Origin of the sequence: Rhodopseudomonas palustris HaA2, assembly GCF_000013365.1 — a bacterium.
Taxonomy (GTDB): Bacteria; Pseudomonadota; Alphaproteobacteria; order Rhizobiales; family Xanthobacteraceae; genus Rhodopseudomonas; species Rhodopseudomonas palustris_J.
In genome coordinates this window covers 771459-785830 of the sequence record NC_007778.1, presented here as the reverse complement: position 1 = coordinate 785830, position 14372 = coordinate 771459, and the positions used below count along the sequence as shown (strand labels likewise).

Here is a 14372-nt window from a genome sequence, read left to right as displayed (position 1 = left end):
GAGTATGCGTCAATGGCCCCCCGTGCCAACTGGAAAGGCTTTTTGCGGCTGTCGCTGGTGACATGCCCGGTGGCGCTGTTTCCGGCCACGTCGGACGCCGAGAAGATCAGCTTCAACCAGATCAACCGCAACACCGGCCATCGCATCAAATACCTGAAAGTCGACGCCGACACCGGCGAGGAGGTCGCCTCCGACGACATCATGAAGGGCTACAAGGTCGATACCGACAATTATATCGAAATCACCAAGGACGAACTCGACGCCATCGCGCTGGAATCGACCCGCACGATCGACATCGATCAGTTCGTGCCGAAATCCGAGATCGACGATCTGTATCTGGTGCGGCCGTACTACATCGTGCCCGACGGCAAGGTCGGCCATGACGCCTATGCGGTGATCCGCGAGACCATCCGATCGATGGACCGCGTGGCGCTGGCCCGCGTGGTGCTGACCAATCGCGAGCACGTCATCGCGCTGGAGGCGCGCGACAACGGCCTGATGGGGATGCTGCTGCGCTATCCGTACGAAGTCCGCGACGCCGCGGATTATTTCGACGACATTCAGGACGTCAAGATCACCAAGGACATGCTCGATCTCGCCCGGCATATCGTCGAGCAGAAGTCCGGCCATTTCCAGCCCGAGCTGTTCGAGGATCACTACGAGAGCGCGCTGACGGAGCTGATCAACAAGAAGGTCAGCGGCCAGCCGCTCGCCGCCAAGGCGCGCCCGCGCGGCGACAACGTCGTCGACCTGATGGACGCGCTACGCCGGAGCCTCGGCGACGCCAAGGCGCCGCCGGCCGCGAAGGCTGCGCCGGCCGCGAAGGCTGCCGCCGCGGAGAAGCCTGTCGCGACATCCGCCAAGCCGAAGAAGCGCAAGACCGCGCCCGGCCAGAAGGAAATGCTGCTGCCGATCAGCGGCGCCAAGACCGCCGGCTCGAAAGAGGAGGCCGGCAAGGCAAAGAAGCCCGCACGCAGCACCGCCGGCGGCAAGGCCCGCAAGGCGGGGTGAGGTCAGCCGACCGGTATCAATCCGCGGAACTCGCGATTGAAATGCACCAGCGGTTCCTTCGCCGGCTGAACACGGGCGGCTTTCACCTCGCAGAAGAACACCGAATGCTGGCCGACCGAGGTTTCTTCGAAAATCTCGCAGTCCAGCACGGCCAACGCGTCCGCCAATGCCGGGACACCGCTTTCCATGTCGACCCATGTCGCGAGGTCGAACCGCGCGGCCCCCTTGATGCTCGACGACGCGAACCGTTCGGCGAGTTCGGCGTGGTCCGCGCCTAGCAGATTCACGCTGATGCGTCTGGTCGAACGCATCAAGGCGTGGGCGCCTGCGTCGCGGTTGACGCAAGCTATCAGCGTAGGCGGGTCGAGCGTCAACGAACAGACCGCCGTCATGGTGAGTCCTAGCCGCTCGCCATCCTTGGCACTCGCGACAATGCAGACGCCGCCGGCCAGAAGGCGCATGCTCTGCTTGAAGACAGCCGACGAGATCGGCATCTCTCCGTCCGTTGCCACTTCAGTCGTCGCCATGTCGAACTGCCTCGAAGATGATTGATGTTCTGGGATCCGATCTGCGAGAGGCCGGATAGAGCAAGTCCGCGCGGGGCCGCGTTTCCCCGCCGTCGTGCCATGCTCCATCCGGACCAGGGCGGCTTGGAAGCCGCTAGGCGAGAGGCACCGAACGGGGGTTCTCGCCGATGTCGCCGAGCAGGGCGATCTGCCCGCGTAATCCAGAGACCGTGTCGAAGTCGATCACCGCGTGATGGCAGGCCGTGTTGATATCGCGGTAGGCGCGATACACCGGGCTGCCCTCGTAGACTCCGTGTGCGCCGGAAGCGGCGAACACCCGATCGATCGCCCGTCGGCTCAGTTCGACGACATAGGCCGCGTCCCACCGGAACTGGACGCGGTCGCTGGCGGACATCGGCCCCTGGTCGGCAACCATCGCCTGATCGAAGCGCTCGCAGATGTTTTCCAGCAGCCGCCGGGCGGCGGCGACTTCGGCCGTCGACTCCGCCACTCGTTGTTGCATGTTGGCGTTCTCCGCCTTCGATACGCCATGGGCGGTCCTGCGGGCGGAGGTCCGCTCGATGAAGTGCTTCAAGCCGCGCTCCGCCATCCCGAGCACGGTGCCCGACAGCATCGACGAAAGACCGGCATAGACGGGCAAGCGATAGACGGGACTGTTCGTATGCGGGGTCGACCCCATGAAGGTCGGATAGGTCGGCATCGCCCGATAGTCGGGCACGAGCACATCGCGTGCGACGAGATCTTTCGATCCTGTTCCGCGCATGCCGAGCGTGTACCACGTATCGTCGATCTCGATGTCCGCCCGCGGCACCATCACATGGTAGTTGAGATAGCCGCCCGAGTCCGGATTGACCACCTTGGTGCCGAGAATGAACCAGGGAGAATGGTCGCAGCCGCTGCCGAATTGCCAACGCCCATTGAGACGCCAACCGCCGGCGGTGCGTTCGATCGTGCCCTGCGGAGCCAGGGCGCCGGCGAGCAGGTTGTCGGCGTCGCCGTCATAGACTTCCTTCTGGCACTCTTCCGAGAACCGTCCGACGATGTAGTCGTGGGCCACACAAACCATCAACACCCAGCTTGCGGCCGAACAGCCCTGGGCGAGTTCCGCACAGGTCCAGATGTGGGCGCTTGGGGAGAGCTCGAAGCCGCCGAATTTCTTCGGCGTCAGAACGCGGGCCAGGCCCGATCCGCGGAGTGCCGCGGCGGCATCGTCGTCCAGCCTGCGCAGGCGCTCGCTGCTGTCCGACGTCGCGGCCAGGCGTGGCAGGATCGCGCGAGCCGCGGCCCTGTAGTCGAAGTCGGACGCGCGCGACCCGCTCCAGGATTCGCCCTTGGACACATTCATGTGGTTCATTCGAGTACTCCTCTATGATCTTTCGAGACAAATTCGGTCGCCGTCGTCGTGTCGCCCGACTGCTTTTGCGATCTTCAAGCGCAGCCGTCGCCACGCCCTCCGAGCCCGGTCAGTCGATGGACCGACATTCATGCTGATCCTTCCGCGGCGCTCGGCGCCTTGCCGCTGGCGGCACCGAGATAGGTGGCGACGACGCGTGCATTGCCCTGCAATTCAGCCGCGGCGCCTTCCATGACCACCCGGCCGCCTTCGATCACGTAGCCATAGTCGGCGATCTGAAGGGCGGCCTTTGCATTCTGCTCGACGACGAGGAGCGCGACGCCGCGCTCGCGAAGCGAGACGACGACCCGAAGGATCTCGCGGACGATCAGTGGCGCCAACCCCAAGGACGGCTCGTCCAGCATCAGCAGGTTCGGACGCGCCATCAGCGCCCGCCCGATCGCGAGCATCTGGCGTTCGCCGCCCGACAGCGTCCCTGCACGCTGCGCCCGCCGCTCGCCGAGCCGGGGAAACAGCTCATAGACGGTTTCGATGTCGGCCTTGAAATTCCGTTCGCCTTTGCGAAACCGCGAATAGGTGCCCAGGACGAGATTATCCAGCACCGTCATGTCGGCGAACAACTCCCGGCTTTCCGGAACGAGGCAAACGCCTTGCGCCACACGGTCTTCCACCGCGAGGCGCGCAATTTCCGCATCCCCGAAAACGATCCGGCCGGAACACGGCACGACGCCCATGAGCGCATTCAGCAGGCTGCTCTTGCCCGCGCCGTTCGGTCCGATGACGGTTACGATCTGGCCACGCGTCACCTGAACTGCGACGCCTCTGACGGCTTCGACCTTGCCGTAGGTGACGGAGATGTCGCGGGCATCCAGCAGGATATCGGTCATCAATCGACCCCTCCCAGATAGGCTTCGATCACTGTCGGATCGTTCTGAATCTCGAGCGGCGTTCCCGCCGCGATCCGCTCGCCGTGGTCGAGCACGACGAGCCGGTCGACGAGATTCATCACAAAGTCCATATCGTGCTCGACGATCAGCACCGAGATGCCCTCGGCCCGGAGCGATCGCAGCACGTCGGCAAGCGCCTGCTTCTCCTGGAAACGCAAGCCGGCTGCCGGTTCGTCGAGCAGCAGGATCAGTGGATCGGCGGCCAACGCACGGGCGATTTCCAGAACGCGCTGCTTGCCAAGAGGCAGATTGCCGGCCGCGACGTCGGCTTCCGCAGCCAGGTCGACTTGTTCCAATTGGTACTGCGCTTCACGGAGCAGACGCTCTTCCTGGCGCCGATCGAGTCGGAACATCGACGCCAACGCACCGGCAGTCGTCCGATGGTACGCACCGACGGCGACGTTCTCCAACACCGACATGTCGGGCTGGAGAATGACGTGCTGAAACGTCCGCGCGATGCCGCGCTCGACAAGTCCGTGGGTCGGCAGCGCATCGATGCGATCACCGCGAAACCACACTTCACCGCGCGTCAGGGGCAGGACGCCCGTGATCAGGTTGAACAACGTGCTCTTGCCGGCCCCGTTTGGTCCGATCAGCGCAACGATCTCACCGGCCGCGACCTCGAAGGTCACTTCGTTGACGGCGACGAGTCCGCCGAAATTCTTGCTTGCGCGCTGCACCTTCAGCAGCGCTTCACCCGGCGCGAGTCGCGAGCGGCGCGGCGGGCGTTCGCCTTCCGGCGACACCTTGCGCTTCGACCGCATCGGCAGGTAGCGCGAAACATACGTCATAATGCCGCCGCCGGCGCCTTGCAGCAGCAGCACCATCATGAGTCCGAAGACACTCAGCTCGAAACTGCTCGAGCCGCCGATCAGGTTCGGCAGGGTTTCACGAAGCCAGTTTCGAAGGAACTCGACGACCGCCGGCCCGACCAGCGCGCCGGCAAGGTGCGACGAGCCACCGACGACGACCATGAACATGTAGTCGATCGAGCTGTTCGCATTGAAAGGACCCGGGTTGACGACCCCGAGATAATGGGCGGTCAACCATCCAGTCACGCCGGCAAAAACCGCGGCGAGCACGAAGGCTTTGGTCTTCAGCTTCGAGACATCGATCCCGAAGCTCGCAGCCATGATGGTGTGTCGGACGACCCGCAGCGCTCTTCCGGTGCGGCTGTCGAGCAGATTGGCCGTCAACATCATGGCGATCGCGACGCAGGCCCATATCAGCCAATAGACAGCGCGCGTATCGCCGAACGAGATTCCGAACAGGGTGACCGGATGGATTCCGGATATCCCGTTATAACCTCCCAAGAACGCGACATTGCCGAACAAATAATAGAGCGCGGTTCCCCATGCGAGGGTGCCGAGCACGAGATAGTGGCCGGAAAGCCTGATCGTGAGCCAGCTCAGACCCAGAGCGGACGTGGCGGTCACCAATAACGCTGCGGGAAGCGTTTCCCAGGCCGACCACCCGAGCTTGGTGCTGAGAAGAGCCGCCGTGTAGGCGCTCGTGCCGACGAAGGCGGCCTGGCCGAACGAGGCCAATCCGACGACCCCGGCGAGCAGAACGAGACCGACGCAGATGATCGCATTCAGACCGACGTAGTTCAACGGCGTGAGATACGACGTCGGAAACGCGATCGGAACGATGCAGAGCAGACCGATGACGGCGATCGAGAGCCAGCGCATGGTCACTCCGCGTCGTCCGACAATCCGCTCCGGCGCCGTTCGACGACGGAACGCCAGATCAGGATCGGAACCAGAAGAGAAAATACGATGGCTTCCTTGTAAGCCGATGCGAAGAAGGATGCGTAGCTCTCGAACAGGCCGACGAATATCGAGCCTACGATCGCGGTCGGAAAACTCGCGAGCCCACCCAGCACCGCGCCGACGAAGCCTCTCAGTCCGATCAGGAACCCGCTGTCGTAGTAAATCCCGGTGACCGGCGCGATCAGGATTCCCGACAGGCATCCAATCAGGCCGGCGATGCTGAACGCGATCGTTCCCGCCGTTTCCGGCTTGATCCCGACCAGCCGGGCGCCCTTCCGGTTGACGGCCACCGCCCGCATGGATTTCCCCCAGAACGTCCGCTCGAAGAATGCGAACAGGATCGCTGTGAGCGACAGGGCGACCGCGACGACCAGCAGCAGGTGCCAGGAAATACGCGTGAAGCCGATATCCAGCCGGCCCGGAATGAACGGCGCGGTGCGCATTCCGTCGGGTCCGAAGAAGACGAGGCCGAGGCCCGTCAACAGATAGTGCACGGCGACGGCGACGAAGAGCAGGACGAGCACCGATGAGCCGGCGAGATCCATGAACGCGCTTCGATAGATCATCGGCGCCATCGGCACCGTGATCGCCAGAGTGAGGAGCACCTGGGCAAAGATCGGCAGCCCCATCGGCGCCAGCTTCAGCGTCGCGACGACGACCACGGCCGGAATCCCGGCGCAAAACGCGACGGTGGGCCACCAGCCGCTCCACTGACCCGTTCTGAACGAGCGAATCGCCTCACGCAGCAGCGTGACCGCGCCCAGGGCTGCGAGCAGCCACACCGTCGCGGGCGCTTCGTTCTTCTGCAAGATCCCCATCGTCAGCGCACCCATGGTGACGAACTCCCCGGCGGGCACCCATAGGATGCGCGTGACGAGAAACACGAGCAGGATGGACAACGACAGCAAGGCGTAGATGATGCCGGTCGTGAGTCCGTCCTGCGCCAAAATCAGCGCCATCGTGCCATTCATCGTTCTCGACCTATGGTCTGCTGTTCGGCATTCGGTCTGTCGGTGGCGTCTGCGGCACCGACTATTTGTACAGAGCGAAAGCGCCGTTCTTGACGATCACCAGCACGCGCGATCGATCGTCGACGCCGTAGCGATCCTGGTCCGTGAATTTGTAGACCGCGTGGGTGCCGACCACTTCGCGGCCGGACGCCAGCGAGTCTCGCAGGGCCGATCGGAATTCGGGAGTACCCGGCTTCGCCTTCGCCGCCGCATCGGGGACGGCCGCCTCGAGGAGGAGCATCGCATCCCATGCGTATCCAGCGAACGGATTGGGCGCGCCCGGACCATACTTGGCCGCGTATTTCGCGGAGAAATCGAGTCCGACCTTCTTGATCGGATTGCTGTCGGGAAGACTGGCGGCAACGACGATCGGCCCGGTCGGCAGAATAGCGCCCTCGAGTTCCTTGCCGCCGGCGTTCAGGAACGGTTTCGAAACCGCGCCATGCGTGTGGTAGATCTGTCCCTTGAAGCCCTGGTCCTTCAGCGTCAGATGCGGAAGTGTCGCCGGCGTAGCGGAGGCTCCGACGAACACCGCGTCGGGCTTGGCTTCGAGCAGCTTGAGCACTTGCGCGGTGACTGACGTATCATTGCGGCTGTAGAGTTCCTTGGCGACGATCTGCAGGCCGCCGGCATTCGCCAACTGCTCGAAATTCTTCCAGTTGAGTTCGCCCCAGCCGTCATTGTAGCCGATGAACGCGACCCGCTTGAAGTTACGCGATTTCATATCGTCGACGATGGCGCCGACCATGATCCGCGCCGACTGCGGAAGATTGAAAAGCCAGGCCCGCTGCTCGGTCGGGATGTCGACGGGAACGAGTGCGATTTGCGGCGTTGCGCTCTGAGCCGCGATGCCGAACATCGCGACGGTCGACGGGATCGTGTTGGAGCCGAGGATGATGTCGACCTTGTCCTCGTCGACGAATTTGCGGGCATTCTTCACCGTCGTCGAGGTATTGCCCGCGTCATCGAGCACGATCCATTTGACCGGCAGTCCGCCCAGATGATCGGGGAAAATTTCGGCGGCGAGCTTGAACGGGGCGCCGACTGCCGCCGTCGCGCCGGTGAAATCGGCGGTGAGACCGACCTTGATCTCCTGGGCGCTCGACTGACCGCCACCACCGATGACCAGACAAGCCGCAACGAGAATCGCATACTTCACCATCACGCTTTTTCTCCTTCGGTTCTCAAAATGCCGGGCTGAATACCCGATCCGTCCGTCTGCGCTTGCCGACCTGTCGAGCCCTGTCCGTCGACGCTCGACCGGGAACCGGCCGCCTGGAACGGATAGGTCAGGTGAGGACAGAGTTCGTCCAGAAGCTCCGCAAAGCGAAGCGTGGTCATGTCTTCCAGATACGGCCCGATGATCTGGACGCCGGTCGGAAGTCCGCCGACGAGCGACACCGGCCGAACGGTGGACGGCAGGTAGCTGAGCCCAGCGATCGCCATCCAGAACAGGGATTGACTGTAGTCCTGCTGCCGACCGTTGATGTCGAGCAGCCGGTTCTCCCGCGGGCCTGCGGTATCGTGCACAAAAGCAAGCGAGGCATGAACCGGGCAAAGCACGACGTCGTAGGACCGGAAGAAGCGTTGCCAGGCCGCACGATATTCGCTCCGGCGGCTGTGCAGCGACAACCAGGCGTGATGGCTCATCCCCGCCGCACGCCGGATCGCGGCGCGATAGCTGCGGTCGTCGCTCCGCAACGTCATCGCCTCGTCCGACATCCGCTTCAGAAGGTCCGGCGATGCACGCCTGGAGCCGACCGCGCGCGTCATCATCATGAAGTCCTGAAAGCACAGTTCCAGGTCGACGGGCCACTCCACGTCGAAATCGACCTCGGCTCCGCTGCGCTGGAGGGCGCGGGCGAGATTTTCGATCGACGCTTGAATGCCCTGATCGACCTCGCAAGCTCCGTGGTTCGGCAGCACTGCCACCCGGAAATCGCTCAATCTGTTGCCGCGCGCCTTGGGCAGCTGCAGCACCCAGCCGCCCGCATCGAAGCCGCCCGGTCCGGCCAGAATCTCGAGCAACAGGCGCAGATCCGACGCCGACCGCGCCATCGGTCCAAGGACGGTCATATCCGTTTGGGACTCGTCGGCATCGATCGAGTGTCCGTTCTGGGGCACTAGCCCGTAGGACGGCTTGTGGCTGAAGACACCGCAGAAATGCGCGGGCACCCGCAGCGATCCCGCAAGATCGCTGCCGAGCTCCACCGCCGTGAAGCCGGCCGCCAGCGCCGCCGCCGAACCGCCGGACGAGCCCCCGCAAGTCCGCGCATGGTCCCACGGATTGCTGGTCCTGCCGTGCAGCGGATTCGACGTTTGCACGTCGGCAAGCCCTTCCGGCACGTTGGTCTTGCCGAACACGACAGCGCCGGCACCGACGAGGCGCGCGACGGCGTCGGCATCGCGTTTGGCGACGTTGCCCGCATACGAGACCGTGCCCCAACTGGTGGGAAGCCCGGAGACGTCGAATGACTCCTTGACGGTCATGGGCAGACCGTGAAGGCGGCCCAATTCTCCGACGGCCGATCGAGCGCGCGTCCCGTCCGCCGCCTTTGCGCGGTCGAGCGCACGCTCGAAGTCACGGCTGACGACGGCGTTGATCCGCCCGTCGAAGCTTTCGATTTGTTGGATGAAGTGCCGGAGGAGTTCGACGCTGGAAATCTCTCTCGCATTCATCAATGCGAGCAGATCAGAAGCTGAGTTGAAGTGGATTCCCACGCGCTCTCTCGACGGCTCGATCCATCATCGGATCATGAGCGATTTTTGATGGCGCATTGATGTAAGTCAAATTCATAGTTATAATCTGCATCATGAACGAAACGAATGAGAGCCTCGACCTCAATCTCTTGCGGGTCTTTCTCGCGATCTGGGACTTGCGCAGTCTCACGGCAGCCGGGGACCGTCTCGGCCTGACGCAGCCCGCGATCAGTCATGCGTTGCGGCGCCTGCGCGATCGCTTCAACGATCCGCTCTTCGTGCGCGCGGCGAACCGCATGCTACCCACCGACGCGGCCGTTCGTCTGCATGAGCCGCTCGATCAGGCATTCGCGATCATCAATCGCGCGCTCAAAGAGCGCGTCGCGTTCGATCCCCAGGTGACCCAGAGGACCTTCCGGATCGCGATGTCCGATATCGCCGAGGTCTACTCATTGCCTCAACTGATGACGAAACTGACACGTATCGCCCCGTTGGCGCGGATCGACGTCGTCCCGCTTGCACCCGACGCGGTCGTCGGCGCGATGCGCTCGGGAGAAGTCGATCTGGCCATCGGCTACGTCAAGAACGGCGAGGAGGACTGCAGCAGCATCGACATCTTCAACGATCGCTTCGTCTGCATCGTTCGCGCCGGTCACCCGATCGGCCGAACCGGACTCAGGAAGTCGAATTGCGCCGGGCTGCGCTTCTTCTATGCGAGAATAACTTCTCCGGTTCATCATCAACCGATCGAGCAGTGGTTCTCGGACAGAGGCGCCGGACCTCAAATCGCCGTCCGCGGGCATTTCATGGTCGCGCCGGAGATCGTGCGCCACTCCGACTTGGCGGCGATTTTTCCCGAATCCCTGGCGCTCCGCCTTCACCGAGCGAAGGACTTTCGTCTGCTCGATCTGCCGTTCGACCTGCCCCTGATCGAGGTGAAAGTGCACAGCCACTCGCGCTTCGCCAGCGACATGGGCATCAAATGGATGTGCGAAACGGCTGCGAAGATCCTCAAGGAAGACGGTTAGCTCGGCTCGCACCGGACCTGCGCTGATCAACGCCGCAAAGGTCGGCTGCTGTGCATCGACGAACCAAAGCGCGACGAAGCAGCGCAAGACCACGCCCGGCCGAACAGAGATGCGGCGGACGGGCCGGTCGAACGTCACGTGGTCTTGGTGATCTTTCCCGATGCCCTGCTGCTCGACCTCTCGGGTCCTCCGGCTGCTGAATCGTCGAATCGAGCCGGTCGATGACCGGTCGGCCGCTCCATGACGCGCACCGTGCTTCACGCGTGGATCGGCTGCGGCGCGAGCCGAGCCGACGGGGCGGTTGAACTCGCGGCGGCGGGAGCTTATGCGTCGACGCCATGCACAGCGCCCCCGCCGAAAAGCCCTCGACGTCGTGGTCCCGTCACTTGGCCGACCCGGCCAAGGCGGCGCCCTTCCTGCCGATGAGCCGCGCCGAGATGAAGGCGCTGGGGTGGGACGCCTGCGACATCGTGCTGGTGACCGGCGACGCCTATGTCGACCATCCGAGCTTCGGCATGGCGATCATCGGCCGGTTGCTGGAGGCGCAGGGTTTTCGCGTCGGCATCATCGCCCAGCCGGACTGGCAGTCGGCCGAGCCGTTCAAGGCGCTGGGCCGGCCCAAGGTGTTTTTCGGCGTCACCGGCGGCAACATGGATTCGATGGTCAACCGCTACACCGCGGACCGTCGGCTGCGCCACGACGACGCCTACACGCCGAACGGCGAGAGCGGCCGGCGGCCGGACCGCTGCACCCTGGTCTACGCCCAGCGCTGCCGCGAAGCGTTCAAGGATGTGCCGATCGTGCTCGGCGGCATCGAGGCGTCGCTGCGCCGCATCGCGCATTACGATTACTGGTCGGACAAGGTCCGCCGCTCGGTGCTGGCCGACGCCAAGGCGGATCTCCTGCTCTACGGCAACGCCGAGCGCGCCGTGATCGAGGTCGCACACCGGCTCAGGGCCGGCGAAGCGCCGCGCGCGCTCGACGACATTCGTGGCGTCGCGCTGTTCCGCCGCGTGCCCGACAACTATACGGAACTGCACGCCGACGATCTCGACGCCGCCGACGAAGGCGCCCGGCAGATGCGCGGCGATGTGGTGATCCGGCTGCCGAGCTGCGAGCAGGTCGAGCAGGACAAGGAAGCCTATGCCCGCGCCTCGCGGGTGCTGCATCGTGAGAGCAACCCGGGCAATGCGCGGCCGCTGGTGCAGCGCCACGGCGACCGCGATCTGTGGCTCAACCCGCCGCCGGTTCCGCTCACCACCGCCGAGATGGACTCGGTCTACGATCTGCCCTACGCCCGCGCGCCGCATCCGTCCTATGGCGACGCGAAGATCCCCGCCTGGGACATGATCAAGGCGTCGGTGACGATCATGCGCGGCTGTTTCGGCGGCTGCACCTTCTGCTCGATCACCGAGCACGAGGGCCGCATCATCCAGAATCGTTCGGAAGGCTCGATCCTGCGCGAGATCGAGAAGATCCGCGACAAGACGCCGGGCTTCACGGGGGTGATCTCCGACATCGGCGGGCCGACTGCGAATATGTATCGGATGGCGTGCAACGATCCGAAGATCGAGGCGGCGTGCCGGCGGCCGTCCTGCGTGTTTCCGGAGATCTGTCCGAACCTGAACACCTCGCACGACGACCTGATCCGGCTGTATCGCAAGGTGCGCGAAGTGAAGGGCATCAAGCGGGTGATGGTCGCCTCGGGGGTGCGTTACGATCTGGCGGTGAAGAGCCCGCAATACATCAAGGAGCTCGTCACCCATCACGTCGGCGGCTATCTGAAGATCGCGCCCGAGCACACCGAGCGCGGCCCGCTCGACAAGATGATGAAGCCGGGCATCGGCACCTATCACCGCTTCAAGCAGATGTTCGACGCCGCCGCCGAGCAGGCCGGCAAGAAGTACTATCTGATCCCGTATTTCATCGCGGCGCATCCGGGCACGACCGACGAGGACATGATGAACCTCGCGCTGTGGCTGAAGAAGAACCGCTACCGCGCCGACCAGGTGCAGACCTTCCTGCCGTCGCCGATGGCGACCGCGACGGCGATGTATCACACCGGCGTCAATCCGCTGCGCGGCGTCCGCCGCGGCGGCTCAGACAAGGTCGAGGCGATCAAGGGCCTGCGTCAGCGCCGGCTGCACAAGGCGTTCCTGCGCTATCACGACCCCGACAACTGGCCGGTGCTGCGCGAGGCGCTACGCCGGATGGGCCGCGCCGATCTGATCGGCCCGCGCCCCGACCAGCTGGTGCCGGCGCATCAGCCCTCCGGCAACGGCACCCGACCGCCGCCCCGCGGTCCGGCCCGAACGCAGCGCTTCACCACCAAAGGGGTGCGGGTGACGAAGTGATCAAGATCTGATTACAGATCATTTCTATAAGAAAGATCTGTAAACGCATCAATTGACAAAGCGATATGATCCGCCTAGGTGTCATTTCGATCAAAAATGATCCGAAAACATATCATGTCACTCCATCCAGATCCCCTGCTCAAAGAGCTTGGCCTGAGCTTCCGGACAGCGCGGCTGGCCGCCGGCTTGTCCCAGGAGGAAATCGCTCTTCGAGCAAACATTAGCAGACCCCGCTATCGCGATATTGAAACCGGCGCCGCGGCTGCTCGCGCAACGACCCTCATCAACATCGCCCGCGCCCTCGGCTTGGAAATGATGTTGATCCCGCAGGCGATGGTGCCCGCCATCCAGTCGATGCTGCAGCCCGCGGCCGATGATGATGATCGCCCGGCGTTCACGTCGGATGCCGAAGAGGAAGAACGGCCATGACTCAGGCTGTCCTCGCGGCCGAGCGAATCCAGTCACTCGATATCTCATTGAACGACCTTCCCGTCGGCACCCTCGTCCGGACGCCGGGTGACTACAACGCGTTCAACCTCTTGCCCGCTTACCGGGCCATGAACAATCCGCCGGTCTTCAGCCTGTCGCTTCGCTCAGCGGATGGCGGCCTCCGGCGAGATCCCAAGCCCATACGCAGAGCACTGCCTCCGTTCTTTGCGAACCTGCTGCCCGAAGAGAAACTGCGCGAAGCGATGGAAAAGCACCACGCCGCGTCCGTCAGGCCGGGCAACGACTTCGATCTTCTGGCCGCGCTGGGCGGCGATCTGCCGGGAGCGGTCCGCGCCCTACCGAGTGACGGCAGCCCCGTCGTGGCCGGCCCGGAAGCCCAAGGCCGCAACACGCGGTTCTCTCTCGCCGGTGTGCAAATGAAACTGTCGGTGATGAAGAACACCGGCAAACAAGGCGGCATCACGCTCGCGGTCGGCGACGGGCAAGGCCAGTACATCGCCAAATTTCCCTCGCTCACGCATATCGGACTCTCGGAGAACGAGTTCGCCCTGATGGCCCTGGCGGAAGCGCTGGGCATGGAGGTGCCCGCGCGCGAGCTCGTCGACAAGACCGAGTTCACCGGCATCCCCGACGAGTTCACCACCCAGTCCACCGGCAAGGTGCTGCTCGTCCGCCGCTTCGACCGCGGCGATGGCGACACGCGCGTGCATATCGAAGACTTCGCGCAGGTGTTCGGCCGCTACCCGTCCGAGAAGTACAATGGCGGCGCGTATCACAATATCGGCGCGGCGCTCACCAGCGGGGTCTCGTTCGATTCGGCCATCGAGTTTGCTCGGCGCCTCGCGCTCGCCGCGATCACCGGCAATGGCGACATGCATCTGAAGAACTGGTCGCTGCTCTATCCCGGCGACGGCCGGACGCCGATGCTGGCGCCGGTCTACGACATGCTCTCGACGATTCCTTACCTCCCTAAGGATGGGCTCGCCCTCAGCCTCGCCGGCGAAAAGTCGCTCCAGGCGCTCACGCCGGAGCGCTGGCGCAACTTCGCAAACCGAAGCCGTCTTCCGGAGGGCGCCGTGTTAACCGCTGTCGCCGAGACTGCGGCCGCCGTGCGTGACAAGTGGCTCGTTCTTCCGGAACGCGACGTTGTGCCTGCGCAGGTCCGCGCGCGGATCGATGCCCACATCGATGAAATGGTGCCGCTGCTCGACCCCTGAGC

12 protein-coding genes are annotated in these 14372 nt (G+C 64.1%); 5 read left to right on the top strand and 7 right to left on the bottom strand.

Going from position 1 to position 14372, the window contains the following annotated elements; translation table 11 throughout:
• Window positions 1-12: 12 nt before the first annotated feature.
• Window positions 13-1011: a Ku protein gene (locus RPB_RS03555; RefSeq protein ID WP_011439598.1), complete on the top strand. Its 999-nt coding sequence runs from the start codon at window positions 13-15 to the stop codon at window positions 1009-1011.
• 2 nt (window positions 1012-1013) lie between these two features.
• On the opposite strand, the gene RPB_RS03550 is transcribed toward RPB_RS03555, so the two are convergent.
• From RPB_RS03550 to RPB_RS03520, 7 genes are all read right to left on the bottom strand, one after another.
• Complete coding sequence (locus RPB_RS03550; protein WP_011439597.1) at window positions 1014-1538, bottom strand: flavin reductase family protein; 525 nt, start codon at window positions 1536-1538, stop codon at window positions 1014-1016.
• A 133-nt stretch (window positions 1539-1671) separates the two neighbouring features.
• Window positions 1672-2892 (bottom strand): acyl-CoA dehydrogenase family protein, encoded by a 1221-nt coding sequence (locus tag RPB_RS03545; protein ID WP_011439596.1) that lies wholly within the window; start codon window positions 2890-2892, stop codon window positions 1672-1674.
• 128 nt (window positions 2893-3020) lie between these two features.
• The gene (locus RPB_RS03540) at window positions 3021-3779 is read right to left on the bottom strand and encodes an ABC transporter ATP-binding protein (RefSeq protein ID WP_011439595.1); all 759 of its coding nucleotides are present in this window, start codon (window positions 3777-3779) and stop codon (window positions 3021-3023) included.
• The gene (locus tag RPB_RS03535; RefSeq protein ID WP_011439594.1) at window positions 3779-5530 is read right to left on the bottom strand and encodes a branched-chain amino acid ABC transporter ATP-binding protein/permease; all 1752 of its coding nucleotides are present in this window, start codon (window positions 5528-5530) and stop codon (window positions 3779-3781) included. Before RPB_RS03535 ends, RPB_RS03540 begins: the two co-directional genes overlap by 1 nt.
• Window positions 5531-5532: 2 nt before the next feature.
• Window positions 5533-6570, bottom strand: a complete 1038-nt coding sequence (locus RPB_RS03530) for a branched-chain amino acid ABC transporter permease (RefSeq protein WP_198135152.1) — start codon at window positions 6568-6570, stop codon at window positions 5533-5535.
• Between the two features lie 73 nt (window positions 6571-6643).
• Window positions 6644-7783 carry an ABC transporter substrate-binding protein gene (locus RPB_RS03525; RefSeq protein ID WP_011439592.1) on the bottom strand — a complete coding sequence of 380 codons (1140 nt, stop codon included), beginning with the start codon at window positions 7781-7783 and terminating at the stop codon, window positions 6644-6646.
• Complete coding sequence (locus RPB_RS03520; protein ID WP_157038771.1) at window positions 7783-9342, bottom strand: amidase; 1560 nt, start codon at window positions 9340-9342, stop codon at window positions 7783-7785. The genes RPB_RS03525 and RPB_RS03520 overlap by 1 nt, the downstream gene beginning before the upstream one ends.
• A 92-nt stretch (window positions 9343-9434) precedes the next feature.
• Between RPB_RS03520 and RPB_RS03515 the strand changes: the two genes are divergently transcribed.
• From RPB_RS03515 to RPB_RS03500, 4 genes are all read left to right on the top strand, one after another.
• Window positions 9435-10349: a LysR family transcriptional regulator gene (locus tag RPB_RS03515; protein WP_011439590.1), complete on the top strand. Its 915-nt coding sequence runs from the start codon at window positions 9435-9437 to the stop codon at window positions 10347-10349.
• A gap of 338 nt (window positions 10350-10687) precedes the next feature.
• Window positions 10688-12703: a YgiQ family radical SAM protein gene (locus RPB_RS03510; protein ID WP_011439589.1), complete on the top strand. Its 2016-nt coding sequence runs from the start codon at window positions 10688-10690 to the stop codon at window positions 12701-12703.
• Window positions 12704-12817: 114 nt separating this feature from the next.
• Complete coding sequence (locus RPB_RS03505) at window positions 12818-13132, top strand: helix-turn-helix domain-containing protein (protein WP_041798541.1); 315 nt, start codon at window positions 12818-12820, stop codon at window positions 13130-13132.
• On the top strand, window positions 13129-14370 hold the full coding sequence (locus RPB_RS03500; RefSeq protein ID WP_011439587.1) for a type II toxin-antitoxin system HipA family toxin: 1242 nt from the start codon (window positions 13129-13131) through the stop codon (window positions 14368-14370). Before RPB_RS03505 ends, RPB_RS03500 begins: the two co-directional genes overlap by 4 nt.
• Window positions 14371-14372 lie beyond the last annotated feature (2 nt).